General features: G+C 50.3%; 15 protein-coding genes and 1 tRNA gene. 10 read left to right on the forward strand and 6 right to left on the reverse strand.

Features of this window, described 5'->3' with window-relative positions; all coding sequences use genetic code 11:
- Nucleotides 1–10: 10 nt before the first annotated feature.
- The 6 genes from ACYVI1_RS25930 to tgt all read right to left on the reverse strand — a co-directional run bounded on the left by ACYVI1_RS25930 (nt 11) and on the right by tgt (nt 7,309).
- The gene (locus ACYVI1_RS25930; protein WP_460913889.1) at nt 11–1,159 is read right to left on the reverse strand and encodes a glycosyltransferase; all 1,149 of its coding nucleotides are present in this window, start codon (nt 1,157–1,159) and stop codon (nt 11–13) included.
- Entirely contained in the window at nt 1,156–2,187 is a 1,032-nt protein-coding gene (locus ACYVI1_RS25935) for a glycosyltransferase family 4 protein (RefSeq protein WP_460913890.1), read from the reverse strand. The genes ACYVI1_RS25930 and ACYVI1_RS25935 overlap by 4 nt, the downstream gene beginning before the upstream one ends.
- Nucleotides 2,184–3,515, reverse strand: coding sequence for a hypothetical protein (locus ACYVI1_RS25940; protein ID WP_460913891.1), 1,332 nt, complete (start codon nt 3,513–3,515; stop codon nt 2,184–2,186). The genes ACYVI1_RS25935 and ACYVI1_RS25940 overlap by 4 nt, the downstream gene beginning before the upstream one ends.
- Before the next feature lie 96 nt (nt 3,516–3,611).
- Entirely contained in the window at nt 3,612–4,904 is a 1,293-nt protein-coding gene (locus tag ACYVI1_RS25945; RefSeq protein WP_460913892.1) for a nucleotide sugar dehydrogenase, read from the reverse strand.
- Nucleotides 4,905–4,977: 73 nt separating this feature from the next.
- Nucleotides 4,978–6,072, reverse strand: a complete 1,095-nt coding sequence (locus ACYVI1_RS25950) for a Wzz/FepE/Etk N-terminal domain-containing protein (RefSeq protein ID WP_460913893.1) — start codon at nt 6,070–6,072, stop codon at nt 4,978–4,980.
- Between the two features lie 106 nt (nt 6,073–6,178).
- On the reverse strand, nt 6,179–7,309 hold the full coding sequence (tgt, locus tag ACYVI1_RS25955) for a tRNA guanosine(34) transglycosylase Tgt (protein WP_460913894.1): 1,131 nt from the start codon (nt 7,307–7,309) through the stop codon (nt 6,179–6,181).
- 198 nt (nt 7,310–7,507) lie between these two features.
- Here tgt and ACYVI1_RS25960 point away from each other — a divergent pair, with 198 nt between their 5' ends.
- The 10 genes from ACYVI1_RS25960 (at nt 7,508) to ACYVI1_RS26005 (ending at nt 20,533) form a co-directional block, all read left to right on the forward strand.
- The gene (locus tag ACYVI1_RS25960; RefSeq protein ID WP_460913895.1) at nt 7,508–8,671 is read left to right on the forward strand and encodes a glycosyltransferase; all 1,164 of its coding nucleotides are present in this window, start codon (nt 7,508–7,510) and stop codon (nt 8,669–8,671) included.
- An 80-nt stretch (nt 8,672–8,751) separates the two neighbouring features.
- Nucleotides 8,752–9,381 carry a 16S rRNA (guanine(527)-N(7))-methyltransferase RsmG gene (gene rsmG / locus ACYVI1_RS25965; protein WP_460913897.1) on the forward strand — a complete coding sequence of 210 codons (630 nt, stop codon included), beginning with the start codon at nt 8,752–8,754 and terminating at the stop codon, nt 9,379–9,381.
- A 123-nt stretch (nt 9,382–9,504) separates the two neighbouring features.
- Entirely contained in the window at nt 9,505–9,807 is a 303-nt protein-coding gene (locus ACYVI1_RS25970) for a hypothetical protein (protein ID WP_460913898.1), read from the forward strand.
- Nucleotides 9,808–9,919: 112 nt separating this feature from the next.
- Nucleotides 9,920–9,993, forward strand: a tRNA-Asn gene (locus tag ACYVI1_RS25975).
- 206 nt (nt 9,994–10,199) lie between these two features.
- The gene (locus tag ACYVI1_RS25980) at nt 10,200–10,877 is read left to right on the forward strand and encodes a hypothetical protein (RefSeq protein ID WP_460913899.1); all 678 of its coding nucleotides are present in this window, start codon (nt 10,200–10,202) and stop codon (nt 10,875–10,877) included.
- A gap of 355 nt (nt 10,878–11,232) precedes the next feature.
- Complete coding sequence (locus tag ACYVI1_RS25985) at nt 11,233–12,480, forward strand: DUF2130 domain-containing protein (protein ID WP_460913901.1); 1,248 nt, start codon at nt 11,233–11,235, stop codon at nt 12,478–12,480.
- Nucleotides 12,481–12,778: 298 nt separating this feature from the next.
- Nucleotides 12,779–14,338: a type I restriction-modification system subunit M gene (locus tag ACYVI1_RS25990; RefSeq protein ID WP_460913903.1), complete on the forward strand. Its 1,560-nt coding sequence runs from the start codon at nt 12,779–12,781 to the stop codon at nt 14,336–14,338.
- A gap of 35 nt (nt 14,339–14,373) precedes the next feature.
- A complete protein-coding gene (locus ACYVI1_RS25995; RefSeq protein WP_460913905.1) occupies nt 14,374–15,882 on the forward strand; it encodes an RNA-binding domain-containing protein in 1,509 nt (502 codons plus the stop codon).
- Between the two features lie 17 nt (nt 15,883–15,899).
- Nucleotides 15,900–17,078 (forward strand): restriction endonuclease subunit S, encoded by a 1,179-nt coding sequence (locus tag ACYVI1_RS26000; protein ID WP_460913907.1) that lies wholly within the window; start codon nt 15,900–15,902, stop codon nt 17,076–17,078.
- 44 nt (nt 17,079–17,122) lie between these two features.
- Complete coding sequence (locus ACYVI1_RS26005; protein WP_460913908.1) at nt 17,123–20,533, forward strand: DEAD/DEAH box helicase family protein; 3,411 nt, start codon at nt 17,123–17,125, stop codon at nt 20,531–20,533.
- The last annotated feature ends 9 nt before the right edge of the window (nt 20,534–20,542 follow it).

Genomic DNA, 20,542 nt, shown 5'->3' on the forward strand with positions numbered 1-20,542 from the left:
TAAACCATAATCAACTGACAACCAATTGAGACACTTCTTCCTTACAGCTAACTCGTTCGTAGAAGCCCTCCCACCGATCAGTATGTTTAAAAATATCGTAGTTGGTTTGGGCCAGGCGCAGCGCCCGCGTTCGGTAACCCATATACGCAGATGGTAACATGGTTAAAAACAGGTCTATGGCCTGCCGGAGCGAGTCGGGGTCATTGCTTACCCAGCTACCCGCCCGCTCGGTTTCCAGCACTTGCCAGGGCGTATTGGTTGACGCTACGACCGGCGTTCCCTGCGCGAGCGATTCAATAACAATGTTGCCAAAGCTTTCGGAATGCGACGGCAGAATCGTCAGCGTAGCGTTGGCATAAAGCCGCTGTTTCCGGTTACCCTGCACGTTTCCAAAAAAGGATACTTTATGGTCAATGTCGAGTGCCTGGGTAAGTTTATCCAGCGTTTGTTTATACGTTTTGTCCATCTCAGGCCCGGCAATAAGCAATGAATACCTGCTTTCCCGAAATACCGACGAAGCGGCAAGGGCAATCAGCAGGTTGTCGATGGCTTTGATGGGGTGCAGACGACCCACGAACAATAAATAAGGCGGAGCCACTATTTGCTCAGCGCGTATCGGTAATACCATCATCGTCGGAATGGTACAAACCTGAGCATCGGCGCCAAAATGCTGACGAATTTGATTCGTTTCAGCCGGGCAGGTTGAATGAAACCAAACTGTCGGCGTACTTAACTGAAATGCCCTGATTAACAATCGCTTCAACCGGGGGCGGATGCGAAGAGCAACCGCACTTAGTTCGCCCTGTGGCGACCATACGACTGGCTTACCTGCTAATCGGCAGAGTAGTACCCAAATGATAGACGCCGGATAGAACAGGCTATGCACATGGATAACATCGGCCTTACGGATGGCCTGCCAGCCATACCAGATGTGTTTAATGGGCAGATAGAAGTGAGGATTTTGCGTATAGATGACCCGCCCGCAGTCGAGCGTTTGCCAGCAATCAGTGGGTATTGCCGGCGGCAAATCACGCGATGTAGCAACGACGGTCACCTCATGCCCGGCTTGTGCCAGGGCGGTGGCCTGCCAATAAATCGTGTTGCTGGGGCCGCCCATTTGCGCTGGGTAAAACCAGTCGGCGGACATAAGTATCTTCATAAAACAGGCTGCATTAGTGGGTACGATGGGGCAAGTTGTTGGTAAAGATTTGCATACAGGGCGGCTGTTCGGGCAACGGTGTATTGCCGGGCATTGTTGAGTCCGGCGTCAATCAATTTTTGTCGGTAGGTATCATCCTGAATGAGCCGGAGGATGCCGTTTCGAATCGAGGTCACATCGTTCGGGTCGACAAAGCAGGCGGCTTCACCCGCCACCTCGCGCATGGGCGACTGGTTGGACGTCAGAACAGCCCGGCCCGTAGCATTGGCTTCGGGAATAGGCATTCCGAAACCTTCGTATGTGGAAACGAACGTGACAATGTCGGCCTCGCCATAACGAGTTACCATGTCTGCCCGGCTGATGTTGACGTAGTGCCGATACGCAATTTTTCGCAGATGCAGGTCGCGACGAATCGTTTCCGTGAGTGTGCCAACGATAACGAGTGTGCAGGGGATGCCGTCAATGGCGGCCATCAGTCTGAACAGGTTCTTATGCGGGGCTGTGCCTATTTGCAACAGACTTGGAGGAGTGGTACAAACAGCACGGGGCTGATGAGTAAAACACGGAGCATAGCCATTGGGAACAACTTGTACTTTATGGGCTGTCCGGCCCAAATACCGAATTAACTCAAGCCGTGTTTTCTCGGAAACCGCCGTCACCAGGGCTGCCCGCCGAATTGGCAGGTAATACCAGACTAACCAAAACAGGGCGTATCGAAGGGGGTTCCGGCGGTTTTTCTGAAGCAGAAAACAATCATGAATGGTCAGCACTGTGTGCGAAGCAGGCAAGGCGAGTGCCGCATAATGCACATCGCCCGTGACGTGAAAAACATCGGCCCTGAGTTTCCGCACAACTTGTAGATTTTGCCAGAGAGACCGCACGCCACGGCTGATGTGTGGCAACCGGACAATCCGGGTAGACATGCCCGATTTTTGCCTCATTTCATGCTCGATACTGCCGAATAGTTCGTCGATACTGTGACCCGTGCCGGGGCTGCGGAACACATAGGTGATTGCCAGGCAACTCATAACTGAATACCGATTTGTTTGAGCGCCCCAAACAGTAAATACATAAAAATAGCACTGTTCAACAGGCTGCCCCAGGTCGACAGCAGATCCGTTTCCATTGTCAGGCAACCTACGTAAAGCATGGGTAACCAGAGGATAAGGGAAGGAATACGGTCGGCGATCGAAAAAACATACTGAAAAACATGACGCAGCAACGTCCCATACAGCAGGGCAAACACAATGCCTCCATACCCAAAATTTACGTACCCCTCGCCCAATGGTGATAAGTTAATACTGGTATTTTCGGACTGCGGCAGCGTAGTAAACCGCCGGATGTTTTCGTAGCCACCTGTTTGCGGTTTATTCGGCCAGATAAGCCGGGGAATCAACGGATACACCAATGAAAGCAACACCTCACCGTTGGCGAAGGCTTCGTGTGCAGGTACTTTGGCCATTGCACTCCCAATCATGATGCCCTGATTGAAGCGCACAGTCGACAGAAAAAGTTGGTCGGTGGTCAGTAGTTTATCGGGATTCATGAGCCGGTCGGTCAGCAGGTCAGCCATGAGCGGTACGTCACCCCTGCGTTCGTGGCGGTGGTAGCCCCAGGTATTATAGCGGTACTCACCTTTAATGGACTGAATAAGCAACAGCAACCCAAACGCAGACCCTGCCATGCCTATTTTCAGCCGCATTGACGGTGGCCGTTCCAGGCTGGCCGCTCCAAATAAACCCATGAGCATAAGCCAGAAAAACAGGTCGCCAAACATGCCCACACGAGCGGTGTAAGCCAACAGAACGACCAGTACTGTGCCACCAATCAGGAGTCTGTACTTACTTCTGGAAAAGTGGGCATACAAGGCGCTGATGAACAGACAATAGGAGGGCAGCACACTTAAAAAAGCGGGCGCTGCCGGCACAACAGTTTTCACCCAGAATCCAGCTAAGCCTATGAGTAGTAAGACAATACTGGCCGACTGTTTAGCCTGAAGATACACCTGCACATCCTGAAAACGCCACCGGTGCGGTCGTTCAGGCTGGCGGCTGGAAAAGTTGTTTATACCAATATAAAACGCAATGAATGCGGGCAATGCGTAACTGAAATACGTGGCTGACGCAATCGGCATGGACGCCGGAAATACCCAATAGGTGATGGCCGGGACCAGTAAGATCTCCAATGAAGCAATGCAACTGATGCATTCCAGCAGGGCAATTCGTTCGCCGATGCGGTGCATGAAGGTTAGGGCCGCGTAGGCAAATAAGGTGACGGCCAATGCTTCGCTGATCGGGGTGCCTATCCCCTGGTAAACCAGCAAACCGACCAGAAAACTTATCAAGCCTCGTATCATGGTAATAATTTTGAACGTATTCAGCCTACCCACGACGTAAATGGCGGGCTGATAAAGGGGATAAAACGTAGTCTATACAACTACGCTGGTTAGTCGTTAAAGTCGCCAATAGGCGATTCCATCGGCAGCGTCCACCCTGTATAACCCTTTTAAATCCAGCAGAATTGGGACCTCATTCATCAATGCCTTGAAATAAGCAGGGGGCAGTTCCCGGTATTCGTGGTGACCTACCGCCACAATTACTGCATCGTAGTGATCAGCCGGTTTATCCAGCAGGGTCAATTTATATTCCAGCGCTACCTCGCTGGCCGATGCCTTCGGGTCAACAAGGTGTACGTGGATGGCGTATTTCATTAATTCGCGTACCAGGTCGGCTACTTTTGAGTTGCGGATGTCGGCGATGTTTTCCTTGAATGTGAGGCCCATCACGAGCACTTTAGTCTGTGCCGGATTTTTATCGCGTTGCAGCAGCATCTGCACCAGCTTTGTGGCGACGAAAGCGGGCATACTGTCGTTTATCCGCCGACCCGAGTTAATTACCTGTGGCTCGTAGCCAACCTGCCGGGATTTGTAGAGCAAATAATACGGGTCGATGCCAATGCAGTGTCCCCCCACTAAGCCGGGTGTGAAGGGCAGGAAATTCCACTTCGTGGCAGCCGCGTTAAGAACCTCCTGCGTGTCGATACCCATTTTGTCGAAAATAATGGCCAGTTCATTCATTAGGGAGATATTCAAATCACGCTGAACGTTTTCGATCACTTTGGCGGCTTCAGCCACTTTAATACTCGGCGCAACGTAGATGCCCGCCCGAATGATGCAGCCATATACATCGGCAATCGTTTGGGCAGCCTGTGCATCGTTTCCCGAAACAACCTTAAGGATATCGGGCAACGTCCGGACTTTATCGCCGGGGTTAATTCGTTCGGGGGAGTAGCCAAGTATAAAATCCTGAGCGACTGTCAGGCCCGAATAACGCTCCAGCAGGGGCAGGCAATCTTCTTCCGTACAACCCGGATACACTGTCGATTCATAAACCACACAATCGCCGGGTTTCAACGCACGACCAATGGCCTCCGACGCCTGCTGCAATAGAGTGAGGTCCGGCACTTTGTACTCATCGACCGGTGTTGGCACGGCAACCACAAAAAAATGAGCCTGTCGCAGGTCGTCGGCATTGGCCGAAAAGGTGATGTCGACTCCGGCAAAATCGTCGGCAACCAATTGCCGCGATGGATCTTCCTGTCGTTGCAGCCTAACCACCCGCTCCGCATTGGTATCGTAGCCCAGCACGCGAAACTGCCGGGCAAATTCGAGGGCCAGCGGCAGGCCAACGTAGCCCAGACCAACAACGGCAATCGTCTTTTCTTTCTGTCGGAGCGCAGTGAGCACAGTGGTTATTGGGTTAAATTAGTTAACGGGTATAGCCTGGAAGCAGTTTTTCAGGTGAGTGAACACAACCAACCTACTCATCTATCAGCATAGCCCGAACCTGTCCAAACAAATCAGCCCGCCGAATCAGTATGAACAGAGCGCCTGACCCTAAGCCTGCCAGGGCAAAAAACAGCATCAGAACTGTTCGTTTTGGCGATACCCGGCGGAGTGGTATTTTGGGTGGTTCGAGCACCTTAAAAACGGGTGTTCGGCTCTGGACTTTCAGTTTAGCCTGCTCAAACTGACGCAGCAGTTCGGTATAAACCGTTTGGGCAATGGTTAGTTCGGCTTCCATTCGCTCCCGATCAAGCGTGGCCACCTGCCTGGCAAGATGCTGATGACTATCGTTATACTGAAACAGCGCCAATTGTGCTTTCTGGTAGCGTTGGTCTGCTTCGGTCAGCCGCTGGCGATAGAACCACAAATCCTGACGGGCTTTCCCGGTTCGGTAATCCGTTACATAGTGCGTCAGGTAATTCATGGCTATCTGGGCAACGGCTGCCGATACATTCGCATCGGGCATTTTGGCCGCAATGGTGATAATTCCTGAACGGGTATCTAATTTGGCGCTTACCCGATCCTCGATTTCTTCGGCCAGGTCCTGCTGCCACAACGACAGTTGTACCGTGCCGGTCAGTTTGTTCGGTGCGAAGCGCTGACCGGTATCTTTCCTGAATAGTGCCAGCCAGCGTGCTGATAACCAGCTTATACGCACAGGCAACAGAAACTGCCCAATGGTTGTCTGCTGCCCATCGGACGTAGTAACAAGCTGATTGATCAGATACAGAACAAACGGCGTACTTTGTAACACATTGGGATACAAATCCGGACGCACCGCATCAATCTCGTCGGTGCCACCGAAATCCATACCGGCAAACCCCGCCACCGATGCCAGTCGCTTGAGCATTTCACCCGAACCCGTGTTCATTTCAGGCATTATTCGGGCTTCAGACTTAAATTCGGTTGGCAGTAAGAAGCCAGCAAGTACACCTATCGCGGCAAATACAAACGTAATTATTAACAGGTTAAGCCTGGACTGCCATAATGCCCGCAGCGCAGCGCCGGTTGGCAAACCCAGCCAGTGAGTTGCAGGAAAAGGGGGGCGAGTTTCCGGTGGTAGTACCATTTAACGCAACTTCGACAGGAAATAAACGGGAAATGGTTATAAGACGACAAAGCAGGCGAAAAGTCTCCTAACATTCTTCTTAGGAGACTTTTAAAACTAAAATTAGTTATAATCGCTGCATCAGCCGGCTTACCATTTCGTTTTTCCAGCCAACGAAATCACCGGCTTCAATATGTGCCCGTGCCTGCCGGACCAGCCATAAGTAGAACGTCAAATTATGTAAACTGGCAATCTGACCGCCTAATAGTTCGTCAGACTTAATTAAATGGCGCAAATAGGCTTTGGAATAAAACGTGCTGGCATAGCCGCCAAGCCCCGCGTCGATGGGGCTAAAATCGCGGTTCCACTTCTCATTTTTAATGTTAATAATTCCCCCGGTCGTAAACAGAAGTCCGTGTCGGGCGTTGCGGGTAGGCATCACACAGTCGAACATGTCTACACCCAGCGCAATGGCTTCCAGAATGTTAGCGGGCGTTCCGACACCCATCAAATAGCGTGGCTTATCGGCAGGCAGAATTTCGTTTACCAACTCAATGGTGGCATACATTTCTTCGGCGGGTTCGCCAACGGCCAGGCCACCAATGGCATTGCCTTCGCGCTCTTTGCTGGCAATCTCCTCCGCCGACTGACGGCGCAGGTCGGCATAGGTGCTGCCCTGCACAATCGGAAACAGCGTTTGTCGATGGCCATACTGGCTTTCGGTTGCGTCAAAACGAGCAATGCAACGGTCGAGCCATCGGTGCGTCATGGCCATCGACTTCCGGGCGTACTCGTACTCGCAGGGGTAGGGCGTACACTCATCGAACGCCATGATGATGTCGGCCCCGATAGTCCGCTGAATATCCATCACACCTTCGGGACTGAAGGTATGTTTCGAGCCGTCGATGTGCGACTTAAACGTTACGCCTTCTTCCTTAATCTTGCGCGTATTGGATAGTGAGTATACCTGATAACCGCCCGAATCGGTCAGAATGGGCCGTTTCCAGCCGTTAAAGGCATGTAAGCCACCCGCTTGCTGCAACACGTCGAGACCAGGCCGCAGGTAAAGATGATAGGTGTTGCCCAGAATAATTTCGGCATTGATGTCGGTTTCGAGTTCGCGCTGGTGAACGGCTTTTACGGTTCCAGCCGTGCCGACAGGCATGAAAATGGGCGTTTGAATAAGCCCGTGATCGGTCGTCAGCGTACCCGTTCGGGCTTTCGACTGCGGGTCGTGGGCATGAATCGAAAATGTCATTTGGCAAAGATACGAGAGCAGGGAGCAGGGGGCAAGGAGCAGGGGGCAAGGGGCGGGGAGCAGGGGGCAAGGAGCAGGGAGTAAAAGCACTTCACTGCTCTCTGACTTTCTCCCCGCCCCTTGCTCCTTGCCCTCACCCTCGTATCTTTGCTCTTTCGTTAAAAATCAACGCATTAGCGCGTAAACGTTTCCTTCTCTGTGATTACGGCATTACTGATAACCTGGCTGCTTGTGGTCGGTATTCAGCTTATTTACATTTTGTTTGTTTTTTCCCGAACGGCCTTTTATCGTCCGCCCGAACCACCCGCCACCACTCCGGCAGGTGTAACCATTGTTGTCTGCGCCCGCAACGAACGGGAAAACCTGGCTGAGTTACTGCCCCTACTCAATGACCAGCAATACCCTGACTTCGAGGTTCTGGTGATGGACGACCGCTCCACCGACGGCACGGATGCGCTTTTAGAAACGGAGACCCCTCATCTTCATCGGGTCCGGTTCATTCGGATTGAGAAGGAGCATGAACACGTAACGCCTAAAAAATATGCCCTGACCATCGCCCTCAAGAAAGCCGCTTACCCCGTCGTATTGCTGACCGATGCCGACTGCCGCCCCACGTCAACCCATTGGCTGGCCTCTATGGCTGCCCCATTCACTGACAGCCGTCGCGAGGTTGTGCTCGGATTTTCGCCCTACGAACCTAAACCGGGTTTCCTGAATTTGTTGATTCGGTCAGAAACGTTGTTTACGGCCGTACAGTATTTTTCGCTGGGCTTAGCTGGTCGGCCCTACATGGGTGTCGGGCGTAATCTGGCTTATCGCACCAGCCTGTTTTTTGCCAATAAAGGGTTTTATACGCACAAAAACGTGGTGGGTGGCGACGACGATTTATTTATCAATGAAGTAGCCACTGGTCAAAACACGGCTATTTGCCTCAACCCCGACGCATTTATGTGGTCGAAACCCAAAGAAACCTGGGTCGAGTGGCGACTTCAGAAACAGCGGCACCTGAACGTGGGAAACTACTACAAACCGGGCAACAAGATTCGGCTTGGCCTGCTCACCGGCTCGCACGTGCTGACGTGGCTCCTGGCGGTTGCCGTTGGATTAGTTGTGCTGGTGTATGAACTCCGGCAGCATTCATTTACCAACAAGGAATGGTTACTTTTGCTGGCTGGAACCGGAGCGTTTGCCCTTCGTCTCCTGTCGTTCTGGGGTATTGTGGGGCGCATCAGTTACCGGCTGGCGCATACGGTTCATTGGGTTAGTATGCCATTTATGGATTTAATACTGGCTATTTACTACGGTCTGGCGGGCCTTCAAACGCTCTTTACCCGGCCCAAAAAACGAATCTACTGGCGGTAAGTTTTTAATGAATAATGTATAATTTAACAGACGGCTTCTGATTTGCACTCATTACTCATGTTACAGTATTCATTTTGTTAATGAACCTCGACCTTATCCTAAAATACTTTCCCAACCTGACTACTGAGCAGAAAGAACGCTTTGCGGCTCTGGATGGGCTATATCGTGACTGGAATGCCAAAATAAACGTGATTTCGCGACAGGACATCGACGCGCTCTATGAAAAACACATTCTGCACTCGCTCGGCATTGCCAAAATTGTTAACTTCAAACCCGGCACCGAAATCTTAGATGTAGGCACGGGGGGCGGCTTTCCGGGTATTCCACTGGCCATTCTGTTCCCGATGGTTGATTTTCATTTGGTCGACAGCATCGGTAAAAAAATAAAGGTGGTGCAGGAAGTGTCCGACGCGCTGGGTCTCACCAATGTAAAAGCTGAGCAAGCCCGCGTTGAGCAGTTGGATACGACCTATGATTTTGTGGTGAGCCGGGCCGTCACGCGCCTGAAGCCGTTTCTGGGCTGGATGCGCTACAAAATTCACAAGTCCGGCAACAACGACCGTCCCAATGGTGTTTTGTACCTGAAAGGGGGAGACTTAACCGAAGAACTGGCCGAAGTACCTGACCGTTACCGGATTTATAACCTCTCTGACTATTTCGAGGAGCCTTTTTTTGAAACGAAGAAAGTAATTTACATCCCTAAAAAATAACCGGTTTTTTGTGATTTTCCTGACGAACGGTGATTTTGCTTTCAACGAAGCGGAATTATAAACTTAGCGTCAGCCAGGAAAATCACCAAAATCCTGCCGGGCCGCCGGAGCGGTTCAGACATCATGACAGAAAAATTTCGCAGCAGCAGCTTCAAAGACCCCATCAATCCCGACGTGGTTGAGTTTGGTGATAAAGGGGTTACCTTCAGTGCCCGCAAGTTAATTGGCGGCACCGATAATTTCGTGTTCTACTCCGATATCTCCGGGGTTGAAATTGACAACGGCCTGTTCTTTGCCAACATTCACGTTATTCCGCGTGCGCGGCCTGAAATTGTAATCCGAAACTTTTCAAAAGGCGACGCCCGGCGCATTAAAGAGCTGATTCTGCAAAACGTACCCGACCACCGGCCTGACCCACTCCGATGAGATTTCAAGGCTGACTGCCACCGGATTGGCTGATTTACCCAAATTTTTTAGCGGTATGGCTTGCGTCGTGGGCTAAAAGCAGTTACTTTTGCCCCACGATTAATCGACACACTCCCGAATAGCTCAGTCGGTTAGAGCATCTGACTGTTAATCAGAGGGTCGCTGGTTCGAGCCCAGCTTCGGGAGCCTGAAAATCAGCCACTTAGCAGTAATGTTGAGTGGCTGATTTCGTTTAGGGGTACCACAAGGGACACCACATATTTCAACATTCGCTATTTCAGCCTGTTACAGGCATCCCAATTTACTTTTTGGGGATATTTACTTTACGGTCTGTTTATCGGTTTGCTCATGCGGGTTCTGGTGCGTAGGTTAGACTTATAAACAGCACTGCTATGTACCACGCTACTATCCTCACTCGCCTAATTGCCGAACGGAAACATTATACCAATTTAAAGATTGCTCATCTACGCTTACAAGTTGTACATGATTATGCTGGAAACCGGGCGTTATTGGTCACTGGCGGAGGCCATGTCCGTTTAATTTACTCAACTCGTCCTAAACGCGGCCAGTTTTCTGATGCCCGTACACAGTTCTGTCAACTTCCCAGTGGCCGAACATTTAGGAAATGCTATTATTTTAATCCGGTGCTTATTTACCCGCTTGGTAAAAGGCCATTCAAAATTCCCTCAAACTTTATAAGCAAACCGAAAGCTAATCCCGGAAATCGGATGATGAAGAAAACCTGGCTAACGGCTCAACCACGTCATTACCATAACTTTTTATTACTCGATGGATATAAGATTACAGTTGACCGGTACCGTGGAAAAGGAGATATAAGAACATTAAAGAAATGGACCCCTCATAGCCTCGTCTATAAAACGATTGCGTCCCGCAAGCATCACTGGAAAGATACCCAGGGCAAACAGTCCGACATGCGTTTAACAGGAGGCATGGGTTGGATTGACACTTATTTTCCTGAACAATATGACATTTGGGACACCTATACCCGGCATGAGCTTCAACCCGAAACTAAACCAACTTATATTTTTACAATAGACGAAGATTTTTGACCTTATCGAATAGAAGCTACTCATGCAGTCATGATTTCGTCTCCTTTACAGATACAACCATTTACGGTACTCTACAACGATGCATATCCATTTTTAAACATATTTATCAACGATAGCAGCCGTGCTCGCACTTTCCAAGTACCTGATAAAAGTTATTAACACTGTAACTGATGACATTTAAATAAGTAGTTGATATTATAAATGAAAACAATTAGACCTCACTGCAAATCTATTGCAGTGAGGTCTAATTGTTTTGTAAAGTCATTTCAAAGAGACCACTCAATTCATTGGATATTTTTTACAAGTGTCAAGATAATAGTAATCCATCATTCACTCTCAAACTGCTACCACCTTCATGAACCACACTTTTTCTTGCCCACATTGCCAACAACCAATTGACCTTGAAACCTCGTTTGTACATCAGGTTGAACATCAGCTTGCCAAAAAATATAATAGTCACTACGCCAATCAGAAGGCCGATATTATACGTCAGCAAGAAGAGCTTCGTCAGCAAAAACTAGCTATCCAAGCTAAAGAAAAAGAACAACAGACAGCAATTGCCCAGGCTGTAGCGGCACAACTCAAAACGTTACAGGCCGACGCCATCCGAAAAGCGAGGGCTGAGCAGGAAACAACGGTACAAACTTTACAAGCTGAATTACGTGACAAATCCGAAGCTGTAAAGTCGCTTCAGCAGCAGGAACTCAACCTGTTACGTCAACAGCGTGAGTTGGAAGAGAAACAGGCGTCATTGCAGCTCGAAGTGGAAAAACGGTTACGAGCAGAGCGTTCTGAAATAGAAGCTAAGGCCATCCAAAAAGCTCGTGATGAAAACCATCTCAAAGAGGAAGAGCAGCAGGGGTTGATTCGGTCACTGACCGACCAGCTCCACGCGATGGAACGTAAGATCAAGCAGGGCTCGCAGCAGGCGCAGGGCGAGGTGCAGGAAGTAGCCCTGGAAAAGCTTTTGGTTGATACATTTCCGTTTGATCAGATTACAGACGTAGCCAAAGGTATCAATGGGGCAGACCTTATTCAGGATGTCCGAAATGAATTTGGTCGGTTGTGCGGACGGATTATTTATGAAAGTAAACGCACAAAAGCCTTTGGCGGTAACTGGATTGACAAGCTAAAAGCCGATCAGCAACGACATAATGGCGATATCGCTGTCTTGGTCACCGAAGCGATGCCCGCCGATATGCCTCACTTTGATCAGATTGACGGCGTTTGGGTGTGCACCTTCGCGGAAGTCCGGGCACTGGCCACGGTGCTGCGGGTGGGCGTCCTAAAAGTGTCGGAAGTACAGACTGTCTCTGAAAACAAGGGCGACAAAGTTCAGCGACTTTACGACTACCTGACCGGTAACGAGTTCCAGCAATGTGTTCGATCCATTGTGCGTGCATTTCAGATGCTTCAGGCAGGACTGGATCAGGAGAAACGAGCGATGAAGTTGATCTGGAGCCGACGCGAAAAACAAATCGAAGCGGTCATCGACAGCACAACCTGTATGGTCGGAGCCATTGGCGGCATTGCCGAAGGCGTATGCCTGTCGCTACCCGAACTGGAATTCGCTTCTGATAATGAAGCTGTCGTGCTGGATTAGAATAACTAACTCAGCCGACAAGACTCCATAAATCAAAAATGTTTTGTCAACCCGCTCACCTTTCCAATCCTTGCCTTATTAACTGGCAACCAACAACTTATTCTACATTGGTATTTTTGACAACTATTTACCCTTGATCTACTTCTGTGTTCACTAAGCTACGCGGATGTATCTGACGCTCAGCGAAGGCAGTTCGTCGAAGATTATTTTCTAGGTCGTGAAGTGGAAGAACTTGCTCCGGTAACGAGTTAAATTCACCCAAAACTGTATTTTTGACAACTTATATTTTCCATTTACTATGCTCACTGGCGAATTACGCTCCAACATTGATAAAGTCTGGAATGCCTTCTGGACGGGTGGTCTGTCGAACCCGCTGACGGTTATCGAACAAATTACGTACCTGCTGTTTATCCGTCGGCTCGACGAACTTCAGACTGCGAAAGAACAGCAGGCCAACCAGTTGCAGGAACCCATTGAAGATCCCATTTACCAGCCCGACCAGTACGAATTGCGCTGGAGCCACCTCAAAGATGCCGATCCCGAAACACGCTTCCGGCTCTTTACCAGGCCCGATGGCGTATTTGACTTCATCCGGGGGCTGGGCGTCGATAGCTCCGGGGCACGGTCGGCATTTGGGCGCTACATGAAAGGGGCTACGTTTATGATTCCCACGCCCCGGCTGCTCGATCAGGTGGTTAGCCTGCTCGATAACGTGCAGATGCGCGACCGTGACACCAAAGGCGATGTGTATGAGTATCTGCTATCGAAAATTGCTACGGCGGGCCAGAACGGGCAGTTTCGTACACCCCGGCACATCATCAAAATGATGGTGGCCATGCTGGCTCCTGGCACAGAGGATATTGTGTGTGATCCTTCCGCTGGTTCGGCAGGGTTTCTGGTGGCCGTTGGGGAATATGTAGCGGAACACCACCGGCAGGCTCTATTCAAACCAGCCGCGCAGGAGCATTACCGCCGTCGGCTGCTGATGGGTATGGAGTTCGACCCGACCATGATCCGTATCGGAGCGATGAACCTGCTGCTGCATGGCATCGAACCCGACCGGCTGGCCGATGTGGATGCCCTCAGCCGAAACAATGCTGACTTTGAGGACGAAGCCACTATGGTGCTGGCCAATCCGCCCTTTAAAGGTTCATTGGATACCGATCATGTGATGCCCGATCTTATCCGAACGGTAGCGACCAAAAAAACCGAACTGCTGTTTCTGGCGCTTATTCTGCGCGGACTGCGGACGGGTGGCCGAGCGGCTGTGATCGTGCCCGATGGCGTCTTGTTCGGAAGTAGCAAAGCCCACCAGCAACTCCGGCGCGAACTGGTTGAGAAACACCGCTTGCAGGCCGTGATCTCGATGCCCAGTGGGGTGTTCAAACCCTATGCCGGGGTGAGCACGGCCGTACTGGTGTTTACCAAAACAGGTTCGGGTGGAACGGATTCCGTTTGGTTTTACGACATGCGGGCCGATGGCTACAGCCTCGACGATAAGCGCACGCCTACCGGCCCTGGTTTCGAGCGGTTTGCCGATCTGGAACTGCTGATTGAGCAACATAGTACGTCGCCCATTCATACAACCGATATTCCCGACATCGTGAGTCGTTGGCGAAATCTGGAGGGCGAGACAAATCGCAAACGTACTGACCAGAGTTTTCTGGTACCCGTAGACGATATTCGGGCCAATGCCTACGATTTGAGCATTAACCGCTACAAGGAAGTGGTGTATGAGCAGAAGGAATATGATACGCCTGAACTGATCATCGGCCAGATTAAAGGACTCGATGCGGAACGGCAGATCTTGCTGACTGAACTGGAAGCGATGCTTTTAGCCGAACCGTCTCTTTCATAATAAGCCTGACAACCATCAATTGGTATAGCGTACCGATGAGTTTTAAACACACCCTTGCTGATTTACTACGGGCAGGCGAAGGCATTCGCGTTGAGTATAAAAGCGCGGCCCGTGGTCTGCCAGGGAATGCTATCGAAACCATTGGTGCGTTTCTTAATCGAGAAGGCGGAACACTGTTACTTGGCGTAGCCGATAATGGCACGGCCGAGGGATTAGACATAGCGAACGCCCGGCAACTCTGTGCTGATCTGGTTGCCGTAGCCAATAACCCGAACAGCCTGCAACCCATTCACCGGCTTTTCCCTGAATTGGTCGAGTACGAAGGCAAAACCCTGATTCGCGTCGATATACCCCAGAGTTCGCAGGTGCATACGGTGGCGAAAACGGTATATGACCGGAGTGGAGATGGGGATTTCCGGGTAACCGATCAGGCCGCTTTGCAAGTACTTTACCAGCGTAAAAGCAGTCATTACACGGAGAACCTCGTTTTCCCTTACATGGAGATGGCCGACCTACGGGCCGATCTCTTTACGAGGGTGCGCCGGATTGTATCGCTGCGGGAATCACGCCACCCGTGGTTAACACTAACGGATGAACAGCTTTTGCAGAGTGCCGGTTTGTGGCGACGCGATATGCAAACCGGTCAGCAAGGCTACACGATGGCTACGGCTCTTATTTTTGGGAAGGATGAAACAATTCGGAATGTGCTGCCTCACTACGACATCGACGCACTGCTGCGCCGGGTTGATACCGACCGCTACGACGACCGCGACTGGATGGCCTGCAACCTGCTCGATGCCTACGACCGACTAATGAGTTTTGTGGCCAAACACCTGCCCGACCCATTTTATCTGGATGGTACGCAACGCGTTAGCCTGCGCGATAAGATTTTCAGGGAAGTGATTGTGAACCTGCTCGTACACCGTGAATATAGCAGCGCCCATGTAGCCCGATTGGTCATTGAGCCAGCGGAAGTGGTGCTCGAAAATGCCAACCGGACGTATCACAGCGGGCCAATTGACCCGAATAATTTTACCCCCTATCCGAAGAACCCGAACATCGCCAATTTCTTCCGCGAAATTGGGCTAATGGACCGCTTAGGGTCGGGCGTTCGGAATGTAACGCGCTACGTCCAACCCTACGCCCAACGCGCAGCGGAGTTTATTGAGGGCGATATTTTTCGGACAATGGTTCCTGTTCCTTATCTGCTATTACCCCTGATTTTCCCGGACTCAACGAATAAAACAAGAAAACAAACTCCCGATTTCACTCTAAATGTCCCTGTAAATGTCCCTGTAAATGTCCCTGTAATGGAATCTGTCCAGCAACGGCTCCGACAGATCTTACAAGACGTTGTGGCTGGCGAAATATTTCGGGCTTTTCATTGGTCTGAGCGATTAAATGTCAGTGAAAAAACAATTAAACGTGATCTTAAACTGCTCCGAGACGCGAATCTGATTGTCTTCCAGGGATCTGACAAAACCGGCCAGTACGTACTAACCGAAAAAGGTCGGCAACTTTTTCAACAATCTGAAACGAACTAACTCAACCTACAAAGACCATGACTAAAACCGTTACCCTCGGCGAGATCTCTTCTGTTTTTAATGGCAAAACACCTGCACAAGGAGAACAAAGAACTAGTGGACATCCTGTTCTAAAAATCAAAGATGTTGATGAGAATCGCAGATTTAAAAATCATTACGAAAGCTTCATAGACCAAACTTTTTTAAAGAAATATGGTGCTAAAGCAATTCATGCCAAAGACATTTTAATATTGAATGCGGCTCATAGCAGCACTCACGTAGGATCAAAAATATATTTTGCAGAGGATTCTGTAGTAGGTGCTATTGCTACTGGAGAATGGACTGTAATACGTGGAAATAATAAAGTCGTCCCTGAATTGATTCATTATTATTTACAGTCTCCTAATGGTAGAGGGCAATTAAAAGAATTGGTAAAGGGAATTCATCTATACCCAAAAGACATAGCTAATATTGAAATCCCCCTGCCGCCCCTCCCCGAACAAAGCCGGATTGCGGCCCTGCTGGACCACGCCGACGCCCTGCTCCAGAAAGACCGTCAACTCCTGGCCCACTACGATAAACTCGCCCAAAGCGTATTTCTGGATTTGTTTGGCGATGGTCAAAGTTATAAACAACTGCCTTTAGAATTAGTAAGTGTCTATAAGGAAGGCCTTAAATGCGGCCCTTTCGGCACCCAATTGCATGCAACTAGCTTCCAAAAGGAAGGCGTGCCATTATGGGGAATAAAACAGGTTAACAAAAGTTTTCTTCTGCCAACGCATGAGTTTTTGACAACAGCTAAAGCTCACGAACTCCGTACTTACAATTTGGTTCCTGGTGATCTAGTCATGACTCGTAAGGGAACTGTGGGAAACTGTGCACTTTATCCTGAAGGATTTATGGAAGGAATAATGCACTCTGATTTGCTAAGGATCAGGCTTGATACCTCAAAAGTAAATTCGCTTTTCATTAACTATCAACTTAAACATAGTTCGCATGTAGAACATCAAATCAGCCTAATCAGTAATGGAGCAATTATGGCAGGTATTAATGTGACCAAACTTAAGTTGGTTGAGGTTTTCGTTCCACCCCTTCCCCTCCAAACCCATTTTGCCAGCGTCATCGAGCAGATTGAGCGCCAGAAGGCGGTGGTTCGTCAGCAGATGGCTGCCAGCGAGGGCTTATTCGGGCGGTTGTTGCAGGAAAGTTTCGGGTAACGTAACCCCATGACCACCTTATTACCTCTTTAACCTACACCATCATGACCTCAAACTTTTCTTTTTTAACCGAAACCCTTCCTGAAATTGGTGAAACGGCTCAGTCGGCGGAGCAGTTTGCGCTGGTGAAGCCCGTTATCGGGGCCGCCCTCTGCCGGAAAGGTCTTGAGGAGTTGGTGATGTACATGTACACCAACGACCCGCGCCTGACACCCACCTTCCCCACCGATTCCAAAGAGCGGACGCTGGCCAAACTGATTGGCAACTGGGAATTCAAACGGCTATTGTCGCCGGTTCTGAAAGATCAGCTTTTTCTGCTGAAAGACTACGGCAACAAAGCCATTCACGCCAGCGATGCCAAAGTAACCACCGACGAAGCGTTGGTAGCCCTGAAAGCCCTCTACGGTATTTGTGCCCTGGCAGTAAAAACCTATTTCGGAACAGGGATTGCCATTCGGCCATTCGACGAAAATCTGCTCACGACCAAAACCACCTACCAAACCGCCGATGAACGAGCCGAACTGGAAGCCAAACTGGCCGGGCAAACCCTGCTGACCGATATTCACGCCGAGCGGCTAAAGGCTCAGGAAGACGAAATAGCCCGTTTAAAAGCCCAGTTCAATCAGAACACCACGGCCCTACTAACCTACACCGGCGCTTTTACCGAAGCCGAAACCCGGCGGTTGTTCATCGACAAACTGTTACGGGAAGCGGGTTGGATCATTGCCGCCAAACCTGGCAAACGCGAACCCGGTGAAAACGCATCTATCGAGGAGGTAATTAGCTCTGGCAACGTAGCGGACTACATTTTGTGGGGAGACGATGGCTTACCGCTGGCAGTGGTTGAAGCCAAACGCGCCACTGCCGATTGGGATAAGGGTCAACAGCAGGCTGTTCGTTACGCCGACGCCCTTGAACAGCGCTACGGTCGCCGACCACTTATCTACTATACGAACGGATTCAGAACCGGCTTCTGGGACGATCAGCGTTATGGCCCCCGTGAGGTGCAGGGCTTTCATAAAGCGTCGGAGATGACACTACTCGTTGCCCGTCGTACCAAACAGCAGGCGGTAAGCAGTCAAAAAATCAATACGTATATAGCTGATCGTTATTATCAAAAGCAGGCTATTGCGGCCGTTGGCGAACACATTGGCGAAGGATTTCGTAAATCCCTGTTGGTAATGGCCACCGGTAGCGGCAAAACCCGAACGGCGGCCGCGCTGGTCGATGTGCTGATGCGGGCGGGCGGGGTTCGGCGGGTCCTGTTCCTGGCCGACCGGCGCACCCTCGTCAAGCAAGCCTGCGATAACTTTGGCAGCTACCTGCCCGACTGCACCGGCGTAAATCTGCTGAAAGAGGACTTCTCGCCCGCTGCCCGAATAGTGTTTTCAACCTACCAGACCATCCTGAATCGAATTGACAGCGAATGGCAGGGAGCCAGCCGAACGTTCGGCATCGGGTATTTCGATCTGATTATCATTGACGAAGCCCACCGAAGTATTTATAAAAAGTACGGGGCTATTTTCGATTATTTCGACGCCTTACTGGTTGGCCTGACGGCCACGCCGAAAGATGAAACCGACCGGGATACATTCCGCTTTTTTGACCTGCCCAACGATCAGCCAACATATGATTATTCCCTAAGCAAAGCTGTCGATGACAAATACTTAGTACCCTACCGGGGCGTATCGGTGCCGCTTAAGTTCATGCAACAGGGCATTCATTACGATGAACTGACCGATGCCGAAAAAGAGCAGTACGAAGAAACCTTTAGCGACGAGGACGGTAATGTTCCCGAGGGTTTCGAGGCCGACGAACTAAATACCTGGCTATTCAACCGCGATACGGTAGATAAAGTCCTGGTACATCTGATGACTAATGGGCTGAAAATCGAAGGGGGTGACCGACTTGGCAAGTCCATTGTTTTTGCCAAGAACCATGGCCACGCTCAGTTCATTGTGGAACGGTTTGGTGCCTTGTTTCCCGCCTATAAAGGGCACTTCTGCCAGTTAATCGACTATTCACTGGGTAACGAAGCCGAACGGGTCATTAGCGAGTTCACAGATGCCAGAAAGAATGACTTCCAGATTGCCGTATCGGTTGATATGCTCGATACGGGCATCGACATTCCCGACGTAGTGAATCTGGTGTTTTTTAAACGCGTGTTATCCAAAGCCAAATTCTGGCAAATGATTGGACGCGGCACCCGGCTCCGCCCCGATTTGTTCGGCCCCGGTCTGGACAAACAGTATTTCAACATCTTCGATTATTGCGGCAATTTCGAGTTTTTTGCTCAGCAACTCAACGAGGTAAGCAGCCCGATTCCACCCAGCCTGAGCGAGCAAATCTTTATTACCCGTCTCCGGCTTGCTTTGGCGCTCCCTACTGATACAGCCACCGACCCATCCGAAGCCGCAACGCAGGAGCTAAAAACTATGCTGTTTCAAACACTGCACAGTCAGGTGCAATCGCTCGACGAAGATAGCTTTTTGGTCCGCAGACAGTGGGAACGGGTTATAAAATTCAAAGATGAGGGACGCTGGCGAGTACTGGCGGGAATCACGCCCGACCAGGCCGATGTCGCTGAACTGGAAAAGTACCTTGCCCCGCTCATTACCGATGAGCGCTCGGATGAAACGGCTCGCCGGTTTGATCTGCTGCTCTTGCAAACCCAATTAAATCGGGTAAGCGGCACAACCGAGCGGGTAGCTAACCTGGTGGATAAAGTGCGGCAGATTGGGCGGGGGTTGCAGAAGAAAGGCAGTATTTTTCAGGTAGCGAATCAAATGCCACTGATTAACAACGTAGCCAGCATCGACTATTGGAAGTCGATAAGCATTCCAGCACTGGAGCCCATCCGACTGGCCATGCGCGGCTTAGTCCGTTACATAGACAAAGAAATTCGCCCGGTCATGTACACTGACTTTACCGACGAATTTATCGGCGAGGAGACCGTTCACGAACGCATAGTGGGCTATGCTAGTAGTGCGGCTTACCGGGACCGGATGGAGCAAATCATTCGCCAGAACAGCGATCACCTGACCATTCGCAAATTACGCATCAACCAACCCATCACCGAACACGAACTGGACGAACTGGAACGGATGCTATTCGAAAAAGCAAGCATCGAATCAGCCGATCAGTTTGTGGAGGCTATCGGCGATAAACCCCTGGGTGAGTTTGTCCGTCAGATTGTTGGCCTGGATATAGTTGCTGCCAATGCCGCTTTTTCGTCGTTTATCAGCACCAACCAACTGTCGACGACCCAAATCGAATTTGTCAAAATGCTGATTGGCTACTTGGTAGAAAATGGCGTCGTGGAGAAGAAAGTACTCTATCAGCAACCCTTCACTGATTTTGACAGTTCAGGCGTAGCCAATTTGTTCAGCGGCAAACTAGCGCAGTTGTTTCAGATCATTGACGGTGTCAACGGTAACGCCCGTGCATCTGCTTAGTATTTTATG

This window comes from Spirosoma areae, assembly GCF_054781775.1.